Genomic DNA, 21,317 nt, shown 5'->3' with positions numbered 1-21,317 from the left:
TGACTGGCATTACTCCATGCGGAGCTTTTGTGTTTTAAGCGGCTTCACTGGCCCGCGGGTTGGATTTCGTCTGCGGCTTTGGCACCGCCAGCGCTTCCGGCGCGAAATCATCGACGTTAATCGCTTTCAAACGGCTGGCTTCCGCACGGATCAAGACCTGCGCTTCGCTCTCATCAATCCAGCCCGCTTTCAGGCCCTCTTGTGCCAGCGCATCCAGTCGGGTAAATGACAGATGCTTTTTCTGCTGCTTGCATAAACGATCGTGAATCACTTCGGCGGCCATCACATCCTGCAGCGCCTGCTCCAGCTGACCTGCAGGATTATGTGCGCTTGGTGCCAGATATTGCCCACGGCCCAAACGGGTACGGGTCGCAGAAGGCAGCTGCAGCAGTTTCGCCAGCTTGTGGTCCAGTTTATCTGACGGTGCCGGGCAGTGATGACCACCGGCGAAAATCACCAGTCGCAGCGCACCGGCCACCATGCGGTTCGGGAAGTTACGCAGCAAATCATCCATCGCCACTTCGGCCTGATGCAGCGCATCCTGCACGCCCCAATGTACCAGCGGCAAATCGGCTTCGTTGCGGCCTTCATCGTCATAGCGCTTCAGGGTGGCGGAGGCCAGATACATCTGGCTCAGCACATCGCCGAGACGCGCCGAGATACGTTCACGACGTTTCAGGCTGCCGCCCAGCACCGCCATCGATACATCTGACAGCAGCGCGAGGTTGGCGCTCAAACGGTTGAGGTGTTGATAGTAGCGGCGCGTGGCGTCGCGGGTTGGTGTGGCGCTAGTGCGGCCGCCGGTTAAGCCCAGCCACAGGCTGCGTACTTTATTACTGCCTACGTGGCCAATGTGGCTGAACAGCGCGCGGTCAAAGGTCACCAAATCGTTTTTCGCTGCGGCGTTCATCTCTTCCAGCACCCACGGATGGCAGCGGATCGCGCCCTGGCCGAAGATAATCATGCTGCGCGTCAGGATGTTAGCGCCTTCCACGGTGATGGCGATCGGTGCGCCCTGATAAGCCCGCGCCAGGAAGTTGTTTTCGCCCAGCATAATGCCTTTACCGCCAGCGATATCCATCGCGTCGATAATCGCGCGCTGACCGCGATGGGTGCAGTGATACTTCACAATCGCCGATAGCACCGCCGGTTTTTCACCGAGCATAATGCCGCTGGTGATCAGTGTCGCGGCAGCATCCATCACGTAGGCGTTACCAGCAATGCGCGCTAGCGGCTCTTCGATCCCTTCCATCTTGCCGATAGAGACTTTGAACTGACGGCGGATGTGCGCATAGGCACCGGTCGCCAGCGCAATGCTTTTCAGGCTGCCGGTAGAGTTCGAAGGCAGCGTGATGCCGCGACCGACTGAAAGACACTCCACCAGCATGCGCCAGCCCTGGCCGGCCATGGATGGGCCGCCGATGATGTAGTCGATGGGTACGAAAATGTCTTTACCGCGCGTCGGACCGTTCTGGAACGGCACGTTGAGCGGGAAGTGACGTTGGCCGATCTCTACGCCAGGCGTGTGCGTTGGGATCAGTGCGCAAGTGATGCCAAGCTCTGTAGTCTCGCCCAGCAGATGATCCGGATCGGAGAGTTTGAACGCCAGGCCTAACACGGTGGCAATCGGTGCCAGCGTGATATAGCGCTTGTTCCAGGTAAGACGCATGCCCAGCACTTGCTGACCTTGCCACTCGCCCATGCACACCACGCCGGTATCGGGAATTGCGCCGGCATCCGAACCCGCTTCCGGGCTGGTCAGTGCAAAGCACGGGATCTCATCACCGCGCGCCAGACGCGGCAGGTAATGATCTTTCTGCTCATCAGTACCGTAATGTTGCAGCAGTTCGCCGGGGCCGAGTGAGTTCGGTACGCCAACGGTGATCGCCAGAATGCCGGAGACGCCCGCCAGTTTCTGCAGCACGCGCGCCTGCGCATAGGCGGAGAATTCCAGGCCGCCATACTCTTTCTTAATGATCATGGCGAAGAAGCGATGCTGTTTCAGATACGCCCACAACTCCGGCGGCAGATCGGCCATTTCATGGGTGATTTCGAAGTCGTTCGCCATGCGGCACGCTTCTTCGACCGGACCATCGATAAAGGCCTGCTCCTCTTCGGTCAGGCGCGGCTGCGGATAGTTGTGCAGCTTCTGCCAGTCCGGTTTGCCGCGGAACAGGTCGCCTTCCCACCATGTGGTGCCGGCGTCGATCGCCTCTTTTTCGGTGCGCGACATCGGCGGCATCACTTTCTGGAAGCTGTGCAGCGCCGGTTTCGAGAACAGGCTGCGACGCATCACCGGCAGGTTAAATGGCAGCAGAATAATCGCCAGCGGCAGCAGCATCCATGGCGTCCATAAGTCAGCGGCCGCCAGTGCGCCGGTCCACAGCAGCAGAATTATGCTGCTCAGCTGAAGCGAAATTTGGTGGTACAACAACACGCTAAGCAGGATTAGCGTCGCAACTATTGAGGCAACCAACATAATGAACCACTCCATAAGTAGTAAGAGGTCTGACCTGTTATGGGTGTAGGTTTAGAATATGGGGCAAAATTTATCAATCTGTTTACATCGCAATTACAACACATCTCACAAATTCGTTGCACGATGCGCAACAACTGCCAAACTTCCTCGAGACGCCGCGCTTTTCCTTATGGCAGGCGCTTTGCGGCTTAGCCCCATTCCGTTAAACTTGCCGGGTCAATCTTTCCTCTAAAGGACATCTCTATGTATCAGGACATTATTCGCTCAGAACTCAATGAAGCAGCCGATACGCTCAACACGTTCCTGAGTGACGAAGCCAACATTCACGCCATTCAGCGCGCCGCAGTTCTGCTGGCCGATAGCTTTAAAGCGGGCGGCAAGGTGCTCTCCTGCGGTAACGGCGGCTCGCACTGCGATGCGATGCATTTTGCTGAAGAGCTGACTGGACGCTACCGTGAAAACCGTCCTGGCTACCCGGCGATTGCCATTTCTGATGTCAGCCATCTGTCGTGCGTCAGTAACGATTTTGGTTATGACTATGTGTTCTCGCGCTATATCGAAGCGGTAGGCCGTGCAGGCGATGTGCTGCTGGGTCTTTCTACGTCCGGTAACTCTGCCAACATCATCAAAGCCGTGGAAGCTGCGCGCGCGAAAGGCATGAAAGTGATTACTCTGACCGGCAAAGATGGCGGCAAGATGGCAGGTTCAGCGGATATCGAAATTCGTGTGCCGCACTTTGGCTATGCCGACCGCATTCAGGAGATCCACATCAAAGTGATCCATATTCTGATGCTGTTGATTGAAAAAGAGATGGTTAAGTCATGATGCGTTCCTCTCGCCGCGCGCGAGAGGATCTAACTTAAGGCGGTTGCTATGTGCGAATTGCTCGGGATGAGCGCCAATGTCCCCACGGACATCTGTTTCAGTTTTACCGGTCTGGTGCAGCGTGGCGGTGGAACCGGGCCGCACAAAGATGGTTGGGGCATCACGTTCTACGAAGGAAAAGGGTGCCGCACCTTCAAAGATCCGCAGCCGAGCTTTAACTCGCCGATAGCCCGTTTGGTGCAGGAATACCCGATCAAATCGCATTCGGTGGTGGCGCATATCCGCCAGGCGAATCGCGGTGAGGTGTCGCTGGAAAATACCCATCCGTTCACGCGTGAGCTGTGGGGCCGCAACTGGACCTACGCACACAATGGTCAGCTCAAAGGTTATCGTCAGCTGGATACCGGGCCATTTCGTCCGATTGGTGAAACCGACAGCGAGAAAGCATTTTGCTGGATGCTGCACAAACTGACCGAGCGCTATCCACGCACGCCGGGCAACTGGCCAGCGGTGTTCCGCTACATTGCCGAGCTGGCAGCAGAAATGCGTGAGAAGGGCGTGTTCAACATGCTGTTATCGGATGGGCGCTATCTGATGGCGTTCTGTTCGACCAATCTCTACTGGATTACGCGCCGGGCGCCGTTTGGCAAAGCGACGTTGCTCGATCAGGATGTGGAAATTGATTTTCAGCAGCAGACGACGCCGCAAGATGTGGTAACGGTGATTGCTACGCAACCGCTGACGGGCAATGAAACCTGGCACCGGATAGTGCCAGGCGAGTGGGCACTATTTTGCCTGGGTGAGCGCCAGGAATGATTTCGAGGCAGCATCCGGTGTAGCGATCACCGGCGTGCTGTTCACCGCATATTGGCCGGTGGCCGTCACGTTCACGGTAGGCGGCACACGGTACTTAGCGAAGTACGCATAGCCCGGCTGCAGTTCACGCCAGAAGTTAATGTACGTCGAGTATTTATGACGCTGCATATTGCTGTCTGTCATGCGGAACGGATAGATATTGACCTGAATCTCCTGCTGACCATTACGCAGCGCGGCGTTGGTATAGGCAAAGATCTCATCCATCGATGCATCCGTCATTGCGTAGCAGCCCACTGACACGCAATCGCCGTGAATCATTAAATAGTTACCGTTATAGCCTTTAGCGCGATCGTACTGATTGGGAAAACCGGTATTAATAGCGCGATAAAAACGGCTATCCGGTTTTAACTGGTTCAGCTTAACGTTATAAAAGCCTTCCGGACTTTTGAAATCGCCCTGACGACGTTTAGGTCCTAAACCGCCAGAGAAATTACAGATGCGATAGCTGTCCAGCAGACGATATTCATTCCCGATTTTGCCGTACAGTTCCAGCGTACGCTCTTCCTTGAAAATCTGAATAAAAACGGGGGTGCCAATTAGTTGTTTCTTTAACTCTTTGCTCACCGGAGCCAGCGGTTGCGTAGGCTCGGGGTTCATTGCCCAGCTAAGGAGCGGCATAAGAATCATCGCAAGCGTTAATGCGATTCTGCCCATTCTGTAGATACCTTGATGTGGAGAGAGACGATGACGCTGTGCGTCCGGGTATTGCATTATCGGAAATATCCGCTATCGCAGCGCAACATTAACATTGTCTGGCTTTTAATCAAGCCAGTGTCCGAGAAAATGGCGCGTTCCTAAAAGGAATACGACCACTAATTTGTAAACTTTAATCTCGCTCTCAACAAATATTGCCGATATTTTTCGCTGCTGTATACTTATCCAGTATCTGGGAGGGCGTATGCGCAAAATTATTCATGTCGATATGGACTGCTTTTATGCAGCGGTTGAGATGCGCGACGATCCCTCTTTACGTGATATTCCTATCGCCATTGGCGGCAGCCGCGTGCAACGTGGCGTGATCAGCACCGCGAACTATCCGGCACGTAAATATGGCGTGCGCAGCGCGATGCCGACCGGCATGGCGCTGAAACTCTGCCCGCATCTGCGGCTGCTGCCCGGCCGCTTTGATGCCTATAAAGAAGCCTCCCGCCAGATCCGCGACATCTTCTCACGTTACACCTCGCTGATTGAACCGCTGTCGCTGGATGAAGCCTATCTGGATGTGACCGACAGCCTGCACTGTCAGGGCTCGGCGACATTAATGGCGCAGGCGATTCGCGCCGATATCCTGCGTGAAACCGGGTTGACCGCTTCCGCCGGCATCGCGCCGGTCAAGTTTCTCGCCAAGATTGCCTCCGATCTCAACAAACCCAACGGGCAATATGTGATTACGCCGGACGCGATGTCCGATTTTCTACTGACGCTGCCGCTCAGTAAAATTCCTGGCGTGGGTAAAGTGGCGACTAAAAAGCTGGAAGAGATGGGCTTGCGCACCTGCGCGGATGTGCAGCGCGCCGATTTGGCGCTGCTGCTTAAACGCTTTGGCAAGTTTGGCCGTATTTTGTGGGAACGCAGCAACGGCGTGGATGAGCGCAATGTGGTGGTTGAGCGCGAACGCAAATCGCTCGGCGTTGAACGTACCCTGATGGAAGATATTCACAGCTGGGAGCAGTGTCTGGAGATTATTGATTTTCTCTATGCGGAGTTGGATCGCCGCTTAACCGCCATCAAGCCGGATAGGCAGATCGCCCGACAAGGCGTGAAACTGAAGTTCAATGATTTCCAGCAAACCACGCAGGAGCACGTTTGGCCGGTGCTGAATAAAGACGACATGATCGCGGTGGCGCGTCAGGCGTGGGATGAACGCAGAGCAGGGCGCGGCGTGCGGCTGGTGGGATTGCATGTCACGATGGTGGATCCGCAGCTGGAGCGGCAGTTGGTGTTGGGGTTGTGAGATTGTGCGCGCTGCCCCTCATCCCGGCCTTCTCCCGCCAGCGGGAGAAGGAGTAAAACAAACCGCGCCGATCGGTTCCCTCTCCCGCCAGCATGAAAGCGAGAAGACAACGCCGATCGGTTCCCTCTCCCACTCGTGGGAGAGGGTTAGGGTGAGGGAAACTACTTCTTACCGTACTTCGCTTCCAGCGTTGCAAACCACGGCGTGATGAAATCGTTATTCTCGCCCCAGCCTGGAATGATCTTATTCAGCGACGCCACGTTGACCGCGCCTTGCTGGCTGTTCAACTGCTGCTGAGAAATCGATGACGCTTTAAACTCGTAAGTCGCCGGTGTGGTTTCGCCTGCAATCTTGTTCGCCACCAAACGCATATTCACTGCGCCAATGGTTTTTGGATCCACCGCTACGGTTTGTACCCAAGGACTGTTCTTTTCATGCATCAACTGCAGATCCTGATTGGATACGTCGATGCTATACAGTTTGATCTCGGTACGACCATTCTCCTGCAGGGCTTTATACGCGCCCTGGCTGAAAGCATCCCACGAACCCCAGATCGCATCGATCTTGCCTTTCGGGTATTTCGCCAGAATCGCGCCAATCTTGTTGGCGGTATCGCCCTGTACATCAGATGAAACCGCGCCAATCGACTCCAGCTGATGAATGCCCGGATTCTCTTTCAGCAGCTTCTCATACACCACCTGACGACGATCCATCGCCGGGAAACCGGCCACCCACAGCTTGACGATATTCGCCTTGCCGTTGAAGTCTTTGATTAAGCTGCCGAGTGATTCCTGCGCCAGCGAAGCATCATTCTGCGCCGTCACGGTGACGCCCTCTACCGGCGTATTAACCGGCGTATCAAACACCGACAGCTTGATGCCCGCTGCGGCAATACGCTGCACCAGCGCCGTGGAGTAGGGATCTTTACCGTGCGACAGGATAATGCCGTCATATTTCTGGCTAATCGCCTGGTTAACGAAATCCTGGAAGCGCGCATCGTCGCCATTGCTGAGGAAAGTGCTGACCTTAAAGCCAAGCTGGCGGCCTTGCTGAATCGCACCGGCGACAAACTGCGTGGTGTTATCGTCCGAACCCAGGTTGCGGATGATGGCGATGCGTAGCGGGCCTTCATGGTTAGCGATAACCTCAGGCACTGCGGCATCGGCGAAGGCGGCGCTGGCGTTGAGCAGGCTAACCGCCAGCAGCGAAAGGGTAATTTTTTTCATTATGATCTCTTTCTGATTAAACGCGCCTTAACGGCGCTGGATGTAAGTCATCGCCAGCGCCAGCGCCAGTACCAGACCTTTAATAATGTCCATCGCGTAATAGGGCACCGATAACATCACCAGCCCGTTCTGCAACACACCAAGAATGATGGCGCCCACCAAGGTACCCAGCGCATTCGGTTTGCCCGAACCGGCCAGCGAGAAGCCGATCCACGCTGCGGCAACGGCATCCATCAGATAACCGCCGCCGGCATTCACCTGCGAAGAGCCGATGCGTGATGCCAGCAAAATGCCGCCCAAGCCAGCCAGCAGCGAGGCCAGCACATACGCCAGCACGCGATAGCGCGTGGTACGAATACCGGAGAGACGCGCCGCTTCAGGATTGCCGCCCAGCGCATACATACGACGGCCATGCTTGGTCAGCGACAGCGCCAGCTGCGCCACAATGGTGACCACCAGCATGATAATCACGATAGTCGGCACCTGGCCGAGCAGACCAAAGGCGGCAGGAATGGTGCCTTCGGCCATGTCGCCGCTCGGCAGCACCATATTCTCGGTGATGGAACCGCCAAAGCTGTAGGTCATCGCCACGCCCTGAATCACAAACAGCGTGGCGAGGGTGGCGAGCATGTCGGGAATACGTAGCACCACAATCAGGAAGCTGTTGAACAAGCCAACCAGCGTACACAGCAGCAGCGTAATAATGATGGCTTCGGTGGTGCCAAAGCCGTGCCAGACGAATAGCGAAATCACCAGCGCATTGGCCAGCGAGGCGGTGGATCCCACCGACAGGTCAAAGCCGCCAATGGTCAGCGAAATCGACACGCCAATCGCAATCACCGTGACGATGGCAATCGAGCGCAGGATGTTAATGATGTTGGTCGGTTCGAGGAAGCTGTCCGAAGCGAGACCAAATGCGGCAATCAAAATCACCACGGTCAGCAACATGCCCCACTTATAAAGGAAATCAAACAGCTGATGGCGCAGAGAAGGCTGCGAGTTTAGGGATAGTTCTTTGCTGCTCACGCAGGTGTTCCTCCGGTGGAATAAAGCAAAAGTGCCTCTTCTGTGGCGGTGTTGCCCTCCATCTCTGCCACAATGCGCCCATCCCAGAGCACACAAATGCGGTCGCACAGACCGACCAATTCAGAAAACTCGCCCGAGGCATAAATGATGCCTTTGCCCTCACGCGCTAAGCCATCGATCAGCGTGAACAGATCGGTTTTGGCTTTGATATCGACGCCTTTCGTCGGCTCATCAAAAATCAGCACATCGGCGTTGTTGCGCAGCCACTTGCCAATCGCCACTTTCTGCTGGTTGCCGCCCGACAAACGACGCAGGATTTGCCCCGGTCCGGTGGTGCGCACATTCAGGCGCTGAATCACCGCTTCCGCCCAACGCCACGCCTGGCGATGACCAAACAGGCTCCAGCGCGAGAAGCTGTTATCGGCGCTGATGCTCAGATTCATGCTCACCGGTTCATCGATGAAAATGCCCTCTTTGCGGCGCTCTTCCGGCACCAGCGCCATGCGGTTTTCTACTGAATCATGTGGTGAACGCGGTCGCCACGGTTTGCCGTGCAGTTCGCCCTTTGTCACGCGGCTTTTGCTGGCACCAAACAGCGCTTTACACAGCTCGGTTTTACCGGCACCCGCCAGACCAGCAATGCCCAGAATCTCCCCTTTGTGCAGACGCAGCGAAATATCCTGCAGTAGCCGATCGTCGTGTAAGCCTTCCACCGACAGCAGCAGCGGCTGAGTCGCACGGGCGCGACGCGGCGGAAAAACATCATCCAGCCGATGTCCGAGCATTTTTTCCACGATCTGCTCGCCACTCAGCGCCGCCATCGGGCTGCTTTCAATCAGACGACCATCGCGCAGCACCGTTAAGCGGTCGCAAATCGCTTTCAGTTCGTGAATGCGGTGCGAGATAAACACCACGCCAATGCCGCTGGACTGCAAGCGGCGCACCACGGTAAACAGGCGCTCGCTCTCATGCTGATCGAGCGGGGCGGTGGGTTCATCCAGGATCAGAAAGCGGCAGTGATGGGACAGGGCGCGCGCCAGCAGGATTTGCTGCTTCTCTGCCAGCGAGCAGCGCTCCACCAAACGGTTGACGTCGATGTTCACTTCCAGCTGCGCCAGTAACGTACGCGCCTGGCGGCGAATCTCACGCCAGCTGTAGACGTGACCCGGTTCGGCTAAACGATCGAGCAGAATGTTTTCGGCCACGCTGAGCTGTGGCACCAGCGCCACATCCACTTCCTGCTGCACCAGATGAATGCCGAGCTTTTTGGCATCGCGCGGTGAGCGAATAGTGACCGGCACATCATCCAGCAGAATCTCACCGCTGTAATGATCGTGTGCGCCAGCCAGCACCGCCATCAGCGTAGATTTTCCGGCGCCGTTAGCGCCCGTCAACGCATGCACCGAGCCGCCTTCAGTCAGAAAATCCACCTGCGCGAGCGCGGCGAAACCGCCAAAGGCAATGGAGATATTACGCATCTCCAGGCGGTTGATCGCACTCATTGAACCGGGCCTTTAATTAGTTGAGTTGGGGGCATTTTTTCCTGAACCATCACTCTCGGCAACGAACGAAAGGGCATAAGCTAGCACGAAATCTTATTAGCCATCCAGACATCTGGACGTTATGGCGGCTAAATCTGGTTTGATGGAAAGATTTGGGTTAACCGAGAGGTGTAATCGTATTTATTCAGCGGGATGTGCTGTTTGTAGATTTGTGCAATAAATTGCGCCGCTACGGTATTTACAGCGTTTTATTTCCACACCTTTCACACGTCACTTTTGTAGCGGCGCAATTTATTGCGCAATCCTTCGCAGGCATAAAAAAACCCGACCGAAGTCGGGTTCATCGCGAAAGCGCAATCTTACGCTTTTTCTGGCACCACGCTGAGCAGCGCGGTCAGCAGTTTCCAGTACAGACCCACGCTTTCGATGTGAACCTGCTCATCCGGCGAATGCGGGCCGGTTATGGTTGGGCCAATCGACACCATATCCATATTTGGATACGGCTTCTTGAACAGACCACACTCCAGACCGGCGTGAATCACCTGAATGTTCGGCGTTTTACCAAACAGCGCTTCATAAGTTTTGCGCGTTAGCGCCATCACCGGTGAATCGGCATCAGGCTGCCAGCCCGGATAGCCGCCTTTAGGTGCGCTTTTCGCCCCGGCCAGATCGGCCAGCGAGGTCAGCACTTCAACCACCCAATCTTTACCGGTATCGATCAGTGAACGAATCAGGCAGATGATTTCGGCATTGTCCTGATCCATGGTCACCACGCCGACGTTCAGCGAGGTTTCCACCACGCCTTTCGCCACGTCAGAGTTACGAATCACGCCGTTTGGCGTAGCGTTCAGCAAATTAAGGAAACGATCGCGGCTGTCAGCGTTCAGCGCCTGGCCTTGATGCGCCAGCGCTTCGGTGACCACGGCGATGTTCTTCTCTTTAATGCCTAACTCGTTCAACAGCGTCGCCTGGAAATGTGCCGCAGCAGATTTCAGTGCATCAACCTTATGACTGTCGATCGCCAGCGTAGCAAAAGCTTCACGCGGGATGGCGTTACGCAGCGTACCGCCGGTGAATTCGATCAGACGAACATCGAGTTCACGCGCGTGCAGCGCCAGAAAGCGTGCCAGCAGTTTATTGGCGTTGCCGAGACCATGATGAATGTCGGCACCGGAGTGACCGCCTTTCAGGCCTTTCAGCGTGAGCTTCAGGGTTTCATAGCCTGCAGGAATCGCTTCACGCGTCAGCGGCAGGGTGGTGATGAAGTCGATACCACCAGCGCAACCCATGTAGATCTCACCTTCCTCTTCCGAGTCGGTGTTGATCAGTATGTCGGCCTGCAGCCAGTTCGGCTGTAAACCAAAGGCGCCGTCCATACCGGACTCTTCGGTCATGGTCAGCAGCACTTCAATCGGGCCGTGAATCAGGCTGTTGTCAGCCAGCACCGCCAGCGCAGACGCCATACCAATGCCGTTATCCGCGCCCAGCGTGGTGCCGCGCGCTTTCACCCATTCGCCATCAACATACGGCTGAATCGGATCTTTAGTGAAGTCGTGCACCGTGTCATTGTTCTTCTGCGGCACCATATCGAGGTGCGCCTGCAGCGCCACCGGCGTGCGTTTTTCCATACCGGCGGTAGCGGGTTTACGAATCAGGATGTTGCCAACCTGATCGCGCTCAACCCACAAACCTTGCTCTTTTGCCCAGCCGACAACGTGTTCGGCCAGTGCTTCTTCGTGGTAAGAAGGGTGCGGAATGGAACAGATTTTGGCAAAAATATCCCACAGCGGTTGGGGTGAAAGTTGCGACAATTCAGACACCATGCATCTCCTGTGTCAGCGTGGCGGACATACCGCACGCACGCGGGTTTCCAGTAAAAATCGTCGTCAGAAGATCTGACGTGATGGGCCTGAGAATATCACTGTTTCTCGCCGGGTGCGTAATCAGCCGCGCTAAAAACCTGCAACCAGTAAGACAGATGCTGGTTTTTAAGGCGTCAGATCCTTATAATCTCGCGCAACCTTTTCCCCCTTGCATATTTTTTAAGCCAAGTTTCTTGGCCGGGATTCCTTTATATGAGCGAAAAATACGTCGTAACCTGGGACATGTTGCAAATCCATGCCCGTAAACTGGCCCAGCGCCTGCTTCCTGTGGAACAGTGGAAAGGTATCATCGCGGTGAGCCGTGGTGGTCTGGTTCCGGCATCGCTGCTGGCGCGTGAACTCGGTATTCGCTACGTCGATACCGTGTGCATCTCCAGCTACGATCACGATCATCAGCGCGAAATGAAAGTGCTGAAGCGTGCCGAAGGCGACGGTGAAGGCTTCATCGTGATTGATGACCTGGTGGATACCGGCGGCACCGCGCAGGCGATCCGCGACATGTATCCTAAAGCGCGTTTCTGCACCATCTTCGCTAAGCCAGCTGGCCGTGCGCTGGTGGACGACTACATTGTCGATATCCCGCAGAACACCTGGATCGAGCAGCCCTGGGACATGGGCGTGGTCTACATCCCGCCAATCGTCAAAAGCTAATTGATGCATCGCAAACAACGCCCGGTTATGCCGGGCGTTGTGCTTTCTGCGCCTCGCGCGCGTATGGCGGGTGCAGTACACTCTTAGCCATCGCCACGTTGTTGGCAGGAGAATAGCTGAGATGTCTGATAAAAACCTGAGCGAAGAACTGTTCAAACCGCGTTTTAAACACCCGGAAACCTCCTCATTAGTGCATCGCCAGCATCATGCCGCTGTGCAGGTGCATAACGCCCTTGAAGGGGATACGCAGCGCGGCTGGTATCGCATGCTGAACAAGCTGCTGTGGACGTGGCGCGGTCTGTCGCCGCAGGAGATCAGCGAAGTGCTGGCGCGTATCGCGGTGAGCGAGTTCGAACGCACCAATGAAGCCTTGCTCGATACCGTGATTGGCTATCGCGGCGGCAACTGGAATTACGAGTGGTCGAAGCAGGCGGCGATCTGGCAGCAGCGCGCGTTAGAGAGCGAAAACCATGACGATGCCGGTCAGCATTGGCTGCATGCCGCCAATCTGTTCAGCCTCGCGGCTTACCCTTACATCAAAGGCGACGAGCTGGCCGATCAGGCGCAGGTGCTGGCCAATCGCGCCTACGAAGAGGCCACGCAGCGTCTGCCGGGCGAACTAAAATCCCTGACCTTCCCGATGAGCGGCGGCAGTCCGGTGACGGGGTTCCTGCATATGCCGGCGCAGGCTGAAGCGCCGTATCCCACCGTGCTGCTGTGCGGCGGCCTTGATTCGCTGCAGAGCGATCACTATCGCCTGTTCCACGACTATCTCGCGCCGCGCGGCATCGCCATGCTGACGCTGGATATGCCATCGGTAGGCTTCAGCAGCAAATGGCTGCTGAATCAGGACACCAGCCAGGTGCATCAGCAGGTGCTGCGTGAACTGAGCAATGTGCCATGGATCGATCACACCCGCGTGGCGCTGCTGGGCTACCGCTTCGGAGCCAACGTGGCGACACGTCTGGCCTATCTGGAAGTGCCGCGAGTACGCGCGGTAGCGACGCTGGGAGCCATGGTGCACAGCGTGTTTGTAGATGCGCAACAGCAGCAACAGCTGCCGGATATGTACATGGATATGCTGGCGAGCCGTCTCGGTATGTCCTCAACTTCCGACAGCAATCTGCGTATTGAACTCAACCGCTACTCGTTGAAGGTGCAAGGCTTACTCGGCCGCCGCACGCCAACGCCGATGCTGGCGGCTTATTGGCCGGATGATATTTTCGGTCCGGAAACAGACGCGCAGTTGATCGCCAACTCCTCGTCGCAGGGCAAGACGCTGGCGATCCCCGCCAAACCGGTTTTTGCCAGTTTTGACAAAGCGCTCAATCAAATTTGTGACTGGCTGGAAAAACAGTTGAAAGGCTAACTGGCGAAATCTCTGAACTCTGCTACTACTTATATCCGGGATTTTCCATTTTTATGTTAATGGAAAGCTGGAAGTGCAATTTAAAGGGTTAAGGGAAAAGAGATGACATTACCGAGTGGTCACCCCCGTAGTCGCCTGCTTAAGCGCTTCACCGAATTGGGGCCGTATATCCGTGAAGGCAAATGTGAAGAGACACGCTTCTTCTTCGATTGCCTGGCAGCGTGTGTCAACGTCAAGCCTGCACCTGAGCTGCGTGAGTTTTGGGGGTGGTGGATGACGCTGGAAGCCTATGAAGATCACTTCACATACGAATATCATTTTGGCCTGTTTGATAAAGCGGGTGATTGGGGCGCTGCGACCATCAAAGGCAAAGAGAACAATGCCAAAGTGGAAAGCACGCTGCGTAATTTCCATGAGCGTCTGAAAGCGATGCTGCTGGAACAGAAACTCGATCTGCGCCCGGCGGAAGGCTTTAAAGAAGAGCCAGTGAAACTGAGCGCCTGATAGACTTTTAAGGGTTTAAAAAGGAAAGAGCCGGTGATGAGCCGGCTCTTTTTTTATAGACACAACGAGGGTACAGCTCAATCAGAATTGGTAAGTTAAGCCAACGGCCACAACATCATCGTTGTTCAGGTTCAGCTTGTTGTTGTCATCCAGCTGGTTGATTTTGTAATCCACAAAGGTCGACATGTTTTTATTGAAGTAGTAAGTCATGCCCACGTCGATGTATTTAACCAGATCCTCGTCACCGATCCCTTCGATGTCTTTGCCTTTGGTCTGGATATAGCCGAGGGACGGACGCAGGCCGAAGTCGAACTGATACTGCGCTACCACTTCAAAGTTCTGCGCTTTGTTAGCAAAACCGCGGGTGCCGATTGGCGTCATGTTGCGGGTTTCGGTGTAGATAGAAGCCAGGTAGATGCTGTTCGCATCATACTTGATACCGGCGCCCCATGATTCCGCTTTATCACCGCTACCCAGCGCCTGCAGCTGCTGCTGGTTAGTACGGTCTGAAGAGGTGATGGCCGACATCAGGCTGATACCGGTGTCAGCAATGGTGTAACCCAGTGACGCACCGTAACCGTCGCCGTTCTGACGAGAAGTATCGGTGATGCTGCCACGGGCGTTGGCGCTGGTGGCGTCGTTTTTGCCCTGATATTGCAGCGCGAAGCGCAGGCCATCAACCAGGCCAAAGAAGTTGCTGTTGCGGTAAGTGGCTACGCCAGTTGCACGCGCAGTCATGAAGTTATCGGTACGCGCGGTACCGTCACCGCCGAACTCTGGGAATACGTCAGTCCAGGCCTCGACGTCATACAACACGCCATAGTTACGACCGTAGTCGAATGAACCGTATTGGCCGAATTTCAGACCAGCAAAGCCCAGACGGGTTTTGTTGCCTGCGTTGGCATCAGAACCTTCAGAGTTATTCGCGTTGTACTGATATTCCCACTGACCATAACCGGTCATCAGGTCATTAATCTGCGTCTGGCCTTTGAAACCGATACGCACGTAAGATTTGTCACCGTCGCTTGACGCGTTATCGCTGAAGTAGTGTTCAGCTTTAACACGGCCGTAGAAGTCCAGTTTATTACCGTCTTTGTTATACACTTCTGCGGCGTTTGCGGTGGAAGCCAGTGCCAGCGCTGATACAACTAATGCCAGTGTGCTCTTCTTCATTTTGCTATCAATCCCAATGAGTAAAATTTGTTGTACCCGTGAAAGGTTTTGTAAAACACCGACTTTTTACCGGTTGGTGATGAACGTTTTATGACAGTTTTTCGGCTTTCTTGTTAATCGCGAACTTTTGGTCTACCGCATTGTCAGGGGATTTTTGTGCTTTTCCCCTTGCTGTTGTTGGCTTCCTTGCTCACTCCTGATAAAACGTCCCTTCGCAGATTTTTTTCTTACATGGCAGGAAAAACATGAGTGGCAGTCAGACCCTTGTGGTCAAGTTGGGTACTAGCGTCCTCACCGGCGGTTCACGCCGGTTGAATCGGGCGCACATGGTGGAGTTGGTTCGTCAGTGTGCGCAGTTGCACGCCGCGGGCCATCGCATTGTTATCGTTACCTCTGGCGCCATTGCCGCCGGACGCGAACACCTTGGTTACCCCGAACTGCCGCCTACCATCGCCTCAAAGCAGCTGTTGGCTGCGGTGGGGCAGAGCCGTTTGATCCAGCTGTGGGAACAACTGTTTTCAATCTACGGCATTCACATCGGGCAGATGCTGCTGACGCGCGCTGATATGGAAGACCGTGAACGTTTCCTTTATGCGCGTGACATGCTGCGCGCGCTGCTCGACAACCACATCGTGCCGGTGATCAACGAGAACGATGCGGTGGCCACCGCTGAAATTAAAGTGGGCGACAACGACAATCTGTCGGCGCTGGCGGCGATGCTGGGCGGCGCGGATAAACTGCTGCTGCTGACCGATCAGCAAGGGTTGTTCACCGCCGATCCGCGTACCAATCCGGAAGCGGAGTTGATCAGCGACGTGCACCAGATCGATGATGCGTTACGCACCCTCGCGGGCGGCAGCGTATCGGGCCTGGGAACCGGCGGCATGGCGACCAAGCTGCAGGCGGCGGACGTCGCTTGTCGCGCGGGGATCGATGTGATCATCGCCGCCGGCAGTCGTCCGGATGTGATCAGCGATGTGCTGTATGGCAAACCGGTCGGTACGCGTTTCCACGCGCAGCAGTCGCCACTGGAAAACCGCAAGCGCTGGATCTTCGGCGCACCGCCGGCGGGCGAAATCACCATCGATGATGGTGCGCTGGCCGCGATGCTGGAGCGCGGCAGTTCGCTGCTGCCAAAAGGCATTCGTGACGTGCAGGGCAACTTCTCGCGCGGTGAAGTGATCCGCATTCGCAACCTGCAAGGGCGCGATATCGCCCACGGCGTCACGCGCTATAACAGCGATGCCATGCGCATGATTGCCGGTCATCACAGCCAGGAAATCGGCGAGATTCTCGGTTACGAATATGGCCCGGTAGCGGTGCACCGCGACGATATGATCGTCAGTTAAGGAGCAGATAATGTTAGAAGAGATGGGTAAAGCGGCGCGCGCTGCGTCGTACAAACTGGCAGAACTCTCCACCAAACAAAAAAATCAGGTGCTGCTCACCATCGCCGAGCGTCTGGAAGCGGAAAGCGCGGACATCCTGGCGGCAAACGAGCAGGATTTGGCGGATGCACGCCAAAATGGCATGAGCGAAGCGTTGCTCGATCGACTGACGCTCAACCCGCAGCGTCTGAAAGGCATTGCCGATGATGTGCGTCAGGTGTGTCGCCTGGCCGATCCGGTGGGGCAATTGATGGATGGCGGCCAGCTTGATAGCGGCCTGCGCATTGAACGCCGTCGCGTGCCGCTGGGTGTGGTTGGCGTGATTTATGAAGCGCGTCCTAATGTCACTGTTGATGTGGCATCGCTGTGCCTGAAAACTGGCAACGCGGCGATTCTGCGTGGCGGCAAAGAGACTTATCGCACCAACGCCGCCACCGTGCGCGTGATCCAAAATGCGCTGACCCAGCACGGTTTACCGGCGGGCGCGGTGCAGGCGATTGAAAACCCGGATCGTGAACTAGTGAATCAGCTGCTGAAGCTCGATCGCTACGTCGATATGCTGATCCCACGCGGCGGAGCAGGTTTGCACAAGCTGTGCCGTGAAAACTCCACCATTCCGGTGATTACCGGCGGCATCGGCGTGTGCCATCTCTATCTCGATGAAACCATGGAGACCGAGGCCGCGCTGGAGGTGATCGTCAATGCCAAGAAGCAGCGGCCAAGCGCCTGCAACTCGCTGGAAACGCTGCTGATCCATCGCGATCAGGCGGACACATTCATTCCGGCATTCCTGCAACGTATGGCGCAAGAGAAGATTGCGCTGCACGCCGACGAAAATGTGCTGGCGCTGCTGCAAAACGGTGCTGCCGAGGTGGTGGCGGTGCAAGCGGAAAATTATGATGACGAATGGTTGTCCAACGATCTGAACGTCAAGCTGGTGTCGGATATTGATGAAGCCATCGCGCATATCCGTGAGCACGGCACGCAGCACTCTGATGGCATTCTGACGCGCAGCATTGGCAATGCCAATCGCTTCGTCAACCAGGTTGACTCATCGGCGGTATACGTTAATGCCAGCACACGCTTCACTGACGGCGGCCAGTTTGGCCTCGGTGCCGAAGTGGCGGTCAGTACGCAGAAGCTGCATGCGCGTGGTCCAATGGGACTTGAAGCGCTGACCACCTACAAATGGATAGGGTGGGGCGACGATACGCTACGTCGCTAATGTTCGCTCCTGCATGACAATGGGCACCGAAAACGGTGCCCATTTTTTTCGTTTTCGATCCAGTTATTCCAAGAGCTTTTTGATTTATTTCTGTCATCTATGGCGGGCTCGCGGCTTTTCACCCATTTTTTCCTTTAGATGCTGGTCTTATTGCTACAGAACAATCCTGAAAACCCCTGTCAGAACAAGCGATATGGCACTGAACACTGGTTTCGCCCTAACCGAAGGGGATAATGATTGTCCAGCTTCATTGATAAAAGCGGTTGGGTAGTAAACTGCCGGTAATATAAAATGAACTGGTAGCAAAAATGAAAATAACATTCAGTCTTTTACTGAAGGCAGATTATTAACTGATGGTTAAAAAAGAAAGTACGAGACAAGCATTCACTGCCAGGCTGATTGCCGCATGCGAAAGTGCGGGAATTGTCGGACATGGACGGAATAAACAGGTTGCGCTTGCTCTGCAAGAGAGGGGATGCAAGATCTCAACGCCGGGGGTGTGGAAATGGTTTAACGGGCAATCGATCCCCGATGATAATAATTTACTGGCGCTCAGCCAGTTACTCGACGTGCGCGTGGAGTGGCTGCAATTTGGCATGGAAAAACCGGCCGCCTTGCTGACGCAGCGCAGTCTGGTGAACCCAAAACATCTGTTTCGCGTGGAGAGTCTGGATATTGGCCAGCACGGTGTGCGCAGCGGCTCTTCGCGCGATGAATTGGTGGAAACCATTCAAGCCATTGAATATGGGCTGGAAGAGGCGCGGGTGCTGTTTAACGGCCGCCCGGCAGAAAATATTCGCCTCATCGCGCTGAACAGCGATTCGATGGCCGGCACTTTTGCGCCGCGCGATCAGCTGTTTGTCGATATCAGCGTGCATCGCTTCGATGGCGATGGTATTTACCTGTTCACGCTTGACGATCAGCTCTATCTCAAACGCCTGCAACTTCAGCACAAAAAGGTCGCGGTGATCTCCGATAACAAGCGCTATGAAACCTGGTACCTCACGCTGGAAGAAGCCAGGACGCTGCAAGTGGTGGCGCGGGTGATCATGAGCCAGGCGCGGGATTACCAAATCCTGGGCTGATCACAAAACGCCAGATTGCGGCAAAAAAATATTTTGGCTGAAATCATTAATTTAACTGACGGTAAATAAAAAATTAACCATTGGTGTTTGCCAATGCATTAGAACCTGTTAATAATTTGAGCATGGATGGACAACATACCTGCTCACGGATGAGCCCGCTCTTAAACAATTGAGGCGCTGCACAAGCGCGATACATACCATCCAAAGTTAGTGAACTTTGGGATGGGGTGGATACGCACTTTGCAGCGTTGTCAGTTGCCCTCTGATTTTCACTCTCCTCTACTTCACCCTGGCCGCGAAAGCAGCCGGGCGAGTTGACGTCGGGTATTTTCCAGAGGAATAACGAACGCGTCGGCCTCAGCCGAATTGCCGTGCCTGCCACCCCATCGCCAAAGACTCATTAACAGGAGGAGTTATGGCGATTATCCAGTACGGGAAGTCAGTATTTTCAGGTAATGCACGCACGCGCCGCCATCGGCGACGCCAGTCCCTCAGCCTTAAGCGCAGCATCGATAGCGCACTCGGCATCGAATACGAAAACGTCACCTTGCGCACCGCTGAACGCATCTGCCAGCGCCAGACGCTGTCGCGCGTTGACAGCGCCGTGCTAGCGCCCGTTCGTGTTCAGCAGGCACAACCCAGCTTTGATAACTGCTGTCTGCCCCACGTCTATTTGTATGCCGTGCGTTAACCCTGCATCACTTTCCCCAGTTTTAAACGGAACGTTCCATTGTTGCTCACTGTTTAACCATTCTTGAGCGTTTCGCTTATATGAAAACGCGCTCAATGTCGTAAACGATCAGCAGGATTTATGTTTTTTGCCGTTTTGCGCAGCCATTTACAGGCTGTTGCGCCCCGTCAAAGAGGAATTTCTATGAGCCAGATTATTGCCATCCTGAATTTCGAAGAGGGTTATCGCGAAGCGCCTTACCTCGACTCGCTGGGTTTCCCCACGGTCGCTGGCGGCATTCGCATCGGCCCCAAAGGGGCATCGCTTAGCAACTACATCTTCCAGGTGCCGCGTCCCGTCGGCGATGTGTGGAAGCAGTGCATTGTCGAGGGCAAGGTGCAGCAGATGCATCAGCGTGCGCTGGTGCAGCAGGCGCTGGCCAAATGCAATGAGGCGCGCAGCGATGTGCTGATCAGCATGGGATATCAGCTGGGGGTGGATGGGCTGGCGATGTTTCGCGGCATGCTCACCGCCATTACGCAGGGCGATTTCAACAGCGCGGCCAACGCCATGCTCGACAGCCTGTGGGCAAGACAAACGTCGGGTCGCGCACGGCGCCATGCCGAAGTGATGCGCAGCGGCACCTACGACATCTATCGGGGGCTGCTATGAATTTGAAACTGCTGATTTTTGTCACCGCGGTGCTGGCAGTGATTGTGGTGGTGTTGGTGATGCAGCGCTTCACCACGCTGGAGTTCGTGAAACATGCGCGGCTGTTATTCAAAACCTGGTCGGTATGGCTGGCGTCGCTCGGTTCGATGCTCAGCGCGTGGGTGCAATCATTTCCCACCGCTGCGCTTGATGCCTGGAACAGCATGCCGCCCGACGTGAAAGCGATTCTGCCGCACAACTATTTGGGGCTGATTGGCGCCTTTATGGTGGCGATGGGCGTGATTGCCCAATTCATCCGCCAGAAAGGCCTCAACCAGCAGAAAAATGCGATGGAGGAAAAAGTATGACATTGCTCATGACATTATTCGGCGCCAGCTGGCACTGGGTTGCCGCGCTGGCGGGCGTCATCGCTGCGCTGGTTGCCAGCTACTTCGGTGGCAAGAAAATCGGCAAGGTGCAGCAAGCATCCCAGGCCGCCGTCGAGCGCGCCGATAAAGCCGCGGCGCAAGCGGTAGCGGTTAACCAACAGCAGCAACTGCTGCGCGAGGAGGCCAAACGTGTGGAAGCCAGCAACCTTAATCTTGATGACGCTGCTGCTCGTGACAAGTTGCAGCAATCGAAGTACCACCAGCCCTGAATCTCCCGTCGTCATCGACTCAGCCTGCACCCTGTTTTCCCCGATTTACACCCACGGCAATGACGCCGAGCGCATGGACGTTCGCACCGTGCGCGCCATCAACAACCACAACGATCTTTGGGATCAGCACTGCGGCCAACCGGCTCAGTAACGTTGCTCTCATGCATTTGCA

The 21,317-nt window shown here is 55.4% G+C and carries 21 protein-coding genes; 13 read left to right on the top strand and 8 right to left on the bottom strand.

The window, feature by feature from the left end; genetic code table 11:
- Nucleotides 1–34 precede the first annotated feature (34 nt).
- The gene (gene fadE, locus ACVLVH_RS11640; RefSeq protein WP_192415401.1) at nucleotides 35–2,479 is read right to left on the bottom strand and encodes an acyl-CoA dehydrogenase FadE; all 2,445 of its coding nucleotides are present in this window, start codon (nucleotides 2,477–2,479) and stop codon (nucleotides 35–37) included.
- 243 nt (nucleotides 2,480–2,722) lie between these two features.
- Between fadE and lpcA the strand changes: the two genes are divergently transcribed.
- Together lpcA and ACVLVH_RS11630 are read left to right on the top strand one after the other, a co-directional pair.
- On the top strand, nucleotides 2,723–3,304 hold the full coding sequence (lpcA, locus tag ACVLVH_RS11635; RefSeq protein ID WP_192415399.1) for a D-sedoheptulose 7-phosphate isomerase: 582 nt from the start codon (nucleotides 2,723–2,725) through the stop codon (nucleotides 3,302–3,304).
- A 48-nt stretch (nucleotides 3,305–3,352) separates the two neighbouring features.
- The gene (locus tag ACVLVH_RS11630; RefSeq protein WP_008108933.1) at nucleotides 3,353–4,120 is read left to right on the top strand and encodes a class II glutamine amidotransferase; all 768 of its coding nucleotides are present in this window, start codon (nucleotides 3,353–3,355) and stop codon (nucleotides 4,118–4,120) included.
- Here ACVLVH_RS11630 and dpaA read toward each other — a convergent pair.
- A complete protein-coding gene (gene dpaA, locus ACVLVH_RS11625; protein WP_101762523.1) occupies nucleotides 4,091–4,834 on the bottom strand; it encodes a peptidoglycan meso-diaminopimelic acid protein amidase in 744 nt (247 codons plus the stop codon). The genes ACVLVH_RS11630 and dpaA overlap by 30 nt on opposite strands.
- Before the next feature lie 244 nt (nucleotides 4,835–5,078).
- On the opposite strand from dpaA, the gene dinB reads away from it, so the two are divergent.
- Complete coding sequence (dinB, locus tag ACVLVH_RS11620; RefSeq protein ID WP_192415397.1) at nucleotides 5,079–6,134, top strand: DNA polymerase IV; 1,056 nt, start codon at nucleotides 5,079–5,081, stop codon at nucleotides 6,132–6,134.
- A gap of 161 nt (nucleotides 6,135–6,295) precedes the next feature.
- Here the strand turns inward: dinB and ACVLVH_RS11615 are convergent, their stop codons facing one another.
- The 4 genes from ACVLVH_RS11615 to pepD form a co-directional block, all read right to left on the bottom strand.
- Nucleotides 6,296–7,360, bottom strand: a complete 1,065-nt coding sequence (locus tag ACVLVH_RS11615) for a sugar ABC transporter substrate-binding protein (protein ID WP_192415395.1) — start codon at nucleotides 7,358–7,360, stop codon at nucleotides 6,296–6,298.
- Between the two features lie 27 nt (nucleotides 7,361–7,387).
- Nucleotides 7,388–8,386 (bottom strand): ABC transporter permease, encoded by a 999-nt coding sequence (locus tag ACVLVH_RS11610; RefSeq protein WP_101762520.1) that lies wholly within the window; start codon nucleotides 8,384–8,386, stop codon nucleotides 7,388–7,390.
- Nucleotides 8,383–9,888, bottom strand: coding sequence for a sugar ABC transporter ATP-binding protein (locus ACVLVH_RS11605; protein ID WP_192415393.1), 1,506 nt, complete (start codon nucleotides 9,886–9,888; stop codon nucleotides 8,383–8,385). Before ACVLVH_RS11605 ends, ACVLVH_RS11610 begins: the two co-directional genes overlap by 4 nt.
- A 359-nt stretch (nucleotides 9,889–10,247) precedes the next feature.
- Nucleotides 10,248–11,708, bottom strand: a complete 1,461-nt coding sequence (gene pepD, locus ACVLVH_RS11600; protein WP_498949435.1) for a beta-Ala-His dipeptidase — start codon at nucleotides 11,706–11,708, stop codon at nucleotides 10,248–10,250.
- Nucleotides 11,709–11,963: 255 nt separating this feature from the next.
- Between pepD and gpt the strand changes: the two genes are divergently transcribed.
- The 3 genes from gpt (at nucleotide 11,964) to crl (ending at nucleotide 14,295) form a co-directional block, all read left to right on the top strand.
- A complete protein-coding gene (gene gpt, locus ACVLVH_RS11595) occupies nucleotides 11,964–12,422 on the top strand; it encodes a xanthine phosphoribosyltransferase (protein ID WP_007887137.1) in 459 nt (152 codons plus the stop codon).
- A 121-nt stretch (nucleotides 12,423–12,543) separates the two neighbouring features.
- Complete coding sequence (gene frsA, locus ACVLVH_RS11590; protein ID WP_498949421.1) at nucleotides 12,544–13,791, top strand: esterase FrsA; 1,248 nt, start codon at nucleotides 12,544–12,546, stop codon at nucleotides 13,789–13,791.
- Nucleotides 13,792–13,893: 102 nt separating this feature from the next.
- A complete protein-coding gene (gene crl, locus ACVLVH_RS11585; RefSeq protein WP_008108946.1) occupies nucleotides 13,894–14,295 on the top strand; it encodes a sigma factor-binding protein Crl in 402 nt (133 codons plus the stop codon).
- An 81-nt stretch (nucleotides 14,296–14,376) separates the two neighbouring features.
- Here the strand turns inward: crl and ompC are convergent, their stop codons facing one another.
- Entirely contained in the window at nucleotides 14,377–15,468 is a 1,092-nt protein-coding gene (gene ompC / locus ACVLVH_RS11580) for a porin OmpC (RefSeq protein WP_101762516.1), read from the bottom strand.
- 245 nt (nucleotides 15,469–15,713) lie between these two features.
- On the opposite strand from ompC, the gene proB reads away from it, so the two are divergent.
- The 7 genes from proB to ACVLVH_RS11545 all read left to right on the top strand — a co-directional run bounded on the left by proB (nucleotide 15,714) and on the right by ACVLVH_RS11545 (nucleotide 21,145).
- The gene (proB, locus tag ACVLVH_RS11575; RefSeq protein ID WP_101762515.1) at nucleotides 15,714–16,817 is read left to right on the top strand and encodes a glutamate 5-kinase; all 1,104 of its coding nucleotides are present in this window, start codon (nucleotides 15,714–15,716) and stop codon (nucleotides 16,815–16,817) included.
- A gap of 10 nt (nucleotides 16,818–16,827) precedes the next feature.
- Complete coding sequence (gene proA / locus ACVLVH_RS11570; RefSeq protein ID WP_192415389.1) at nucleotides 16,828–18,081, top strand: glutamate-5-semialdehyde dehydrogenase; 1,254 nt, start codon at nucleotides 16,828–16,830, stop codon at nucleotides 18,079–18,081.
- A 353-nt stretch (nucleotides 18,082–18,434) separates the two neighbouring features.
- Nucleotides 18,435–19,166 carry a S24 family peptidase gene (locus ACVLVH_RS11565; RefSeq protein ID WP_101762513.1) on the top strand — a complete coding sequence of 244 codons (732 nt, stop codon included), beginning with the start codon at nucleotides 18,435–18,437 and terminating at the stop codon, nucleotides 19,164–19,166.
- Between the two features lie 415 nt (nucleotides 19,167–19,581).
- On the top strand, nucleotides 19,582–19,857 hold the full coding sequence (locus tag ACVLVH_RS11560; protein WP_110867800.1) for a transcriptional antitermination N peptide: 276 nt from the start codon (nucleotides 19,582–19,584) through the stop codon (nucleotides 19,855–19,857).
- A gap of 183 nt (nucleotides 19,858–20,040) precedes the next feature.
- Complete coding sequence (locus tag ACVLVH_RS11555) at nucleotides 20,041–20,508, top strand: lysozyme family protein (RefSeq protein WP_101762511.1); 468 nt, start codon at nucleotides 20,041–20,043, stop codon at nucleotides 20,506–20,508.
- Entirely contained in the window at nucleotides 20,505–20,855 is a 351-nt protein-coding gene (locus tag ACVLVH_RS11550; RefSeq protein ID WP_101762510.1) for a DUF7940 domain-containing protein, read from the top strand. Before ACVLVH_RS11555 ends, ACVLVH_RS11550 begins: the two co-directional genes overlap by 4 nt.
- A complete protein-coding gene (locus ACVLVH_RS11545; protein ID WP_101762509.1) occupies nucleotides 20,852–21,145 on the top strand; it encodes a hypothetical protein in 294 nt (97 codons plus the stop codon). Before ACVLVH_RS11550 ends, ACVLVH_RS11545 begins: the two co-directional genes overlap by 4 nt.
- Nucleotides 21,146–21,164: 19 nt before the next feature.
- On the opposite strand, the gene ACVLVH_RS11540 is transcribed toward ACVLVH_RS11545, so the two are convergent.
- Nucleotides 21,165–21,308, bottom strand: coding sequence for a hypothetical protein (locus ACVLVH_RS11540; RefSeq protein ID WP_158527638.1), 144 nt, complete (start codon nucleotides 21,306–21,308; stop codon nucleotides 21,165–21,167).
- Between the last annotated feature and the right edge of the window lie 9 nt (nucleotides 21,309–21,317).

This window comes from Kluyvera sp. 1366 (assembly GCF_054823405.1).
The sequence above is the reverse complement of the archived record's forward strand: the minus strand, read 5'-3'. Positions and strand labels throughout refer to the sequence as shown.

Excerpts from the sequence above, each read along its gene's own strand:
- ACVLVH_RS11615 (WP_192415395.1), bottom strand. The coding sequence starts at position 7,360 with ATGAAAAAAATTACCCTTTCGCTGCTGGCGGTTAGCCTGCTCAACGCC.
- ACVLVH_RS11630 (WP_008108933.1), top strand. The coding sequence starts at position 3,353 with ATGTGCGAATTGCTCGGGATGAGCGCCAATGTCCCCACGGACATCTGT.
- dpaA (WP_101762523.1), bottom strand. The coding sequence starts at position 4,834 with ATGGGCAGAATCGCATTAACGCTTGCGATGATTCTTATGCCGCTCCTT.
- ACVLVH_RS11540 (WP_158527638.1), bottom strand. The coding sequence starts at position 21,308 with ATGAGAGCAACGTTACTGAGCCGGTTGGCCGCAGTGCTGATCCCAAAG.
- ACVLVH_RS11605 (WP_192415393.1), bottom strand. The coding sequence starts at position 9,888 with ATGAGTGCGATCAACCGCCTGGAGATGCGTAATATCTCCATTGCCTTT.
- ACVLVH_RS11560 (WP_110867800.1), top strand. The coding sequence starts at position 19,582 with ATGGCGATTATCCAGTACGGGAAGTCAGTATTTTCAGGTAATGCACGC.
- ompC (WP_101762516.1), bottom strand. The coding sequence starts at position 15,468 with ATGAAGAAGAGCACACTGGCATTAGTTGTATCAGCGCTGGCACTGGCT.
- ACVLVH_RS11555 (WP_101762511.1), top strand. The coding sequence starts at position 20,041 with ATGAGCCAGATTATTGCCATCCTGAATTTCGAAGAGGGTTATCGCGAA.
- ACVLVH_RS11550 (WP_101762510.1), top strand. The coding sequence starts at position 20,505 with ATGAATTTGAAACTGCTGATTTTTGTCACCGCGGTGCTGGCAGTGATT.
- fadE (WP_192415401.1), bottom strand. The coding sequence starts at position 2,479 with ATGTTGGTTGCCTCAATAGTTGCGACGCTAATCCTGCTTAGCGTGTTG.
- dinB (WP_192415397.1), top strand. The coding sequence starts at position 5,079 with ATGCGCAAAATTATTCATGTCGATATGGACTGCTTTTATGCAGCGGTT.
- proA (WP_192415389.1), top strand. The coding sequence starts at position 16,828 with ATGTTAGAAGAGATGGGTAAAGCGGCGCGCGCTGCGTCGTACAAACTG.
- ACVLVH_RS11545 (WP_101762509.1), top strand. The coding sequence starts at position 20,852 with ATGACATTGCTCATGACATTATTCGGCGCCAGCTGGCACTGGGTTGCC.
- lpcA (WP_192415399.1), top strand. The coding sequence starts at position 2,723 with ATGTATCAGGACATTATTCGCTCAGAACTCAATGAAGCAGCCGATACG.
- frsA (WP_498949421.1), top strand. The coding sequence starts at position 12,544 with ATGTCTGATAAAAACCTGAGCGAAGAACTGTTCAAACCGCGTTTTAAA.
- ACVLVH_RS11565 (WP_101762513.1), top strand. The coding sequence starts at position 18,435 with ATGGTTAAAAAAGAAAGTACGAGACAAGCATTCACTGCCAGGCTGATT.
- crl (WP_008108946.1), top strand. The coding sequence starts at position 13,894 with ATGACATTACCGAGTGGTCACCCCCGTAGTCGCCTGCTTAAGCGCTTC.
- gpt (WP_007887137.1), top strand. The coding sequence starts at position 11,964 with ATGAGCGAAAAATACGTCGTAACCTGGGACATGTTGCAAATCCATGCC.
- proB (WP_101762515.1), top strand. The coding sequence starts at position 15,714 with ATGAGTGGCAGTCAGACCCTTGTGGTCAAGTTGGGTACTAGCGTCCTC.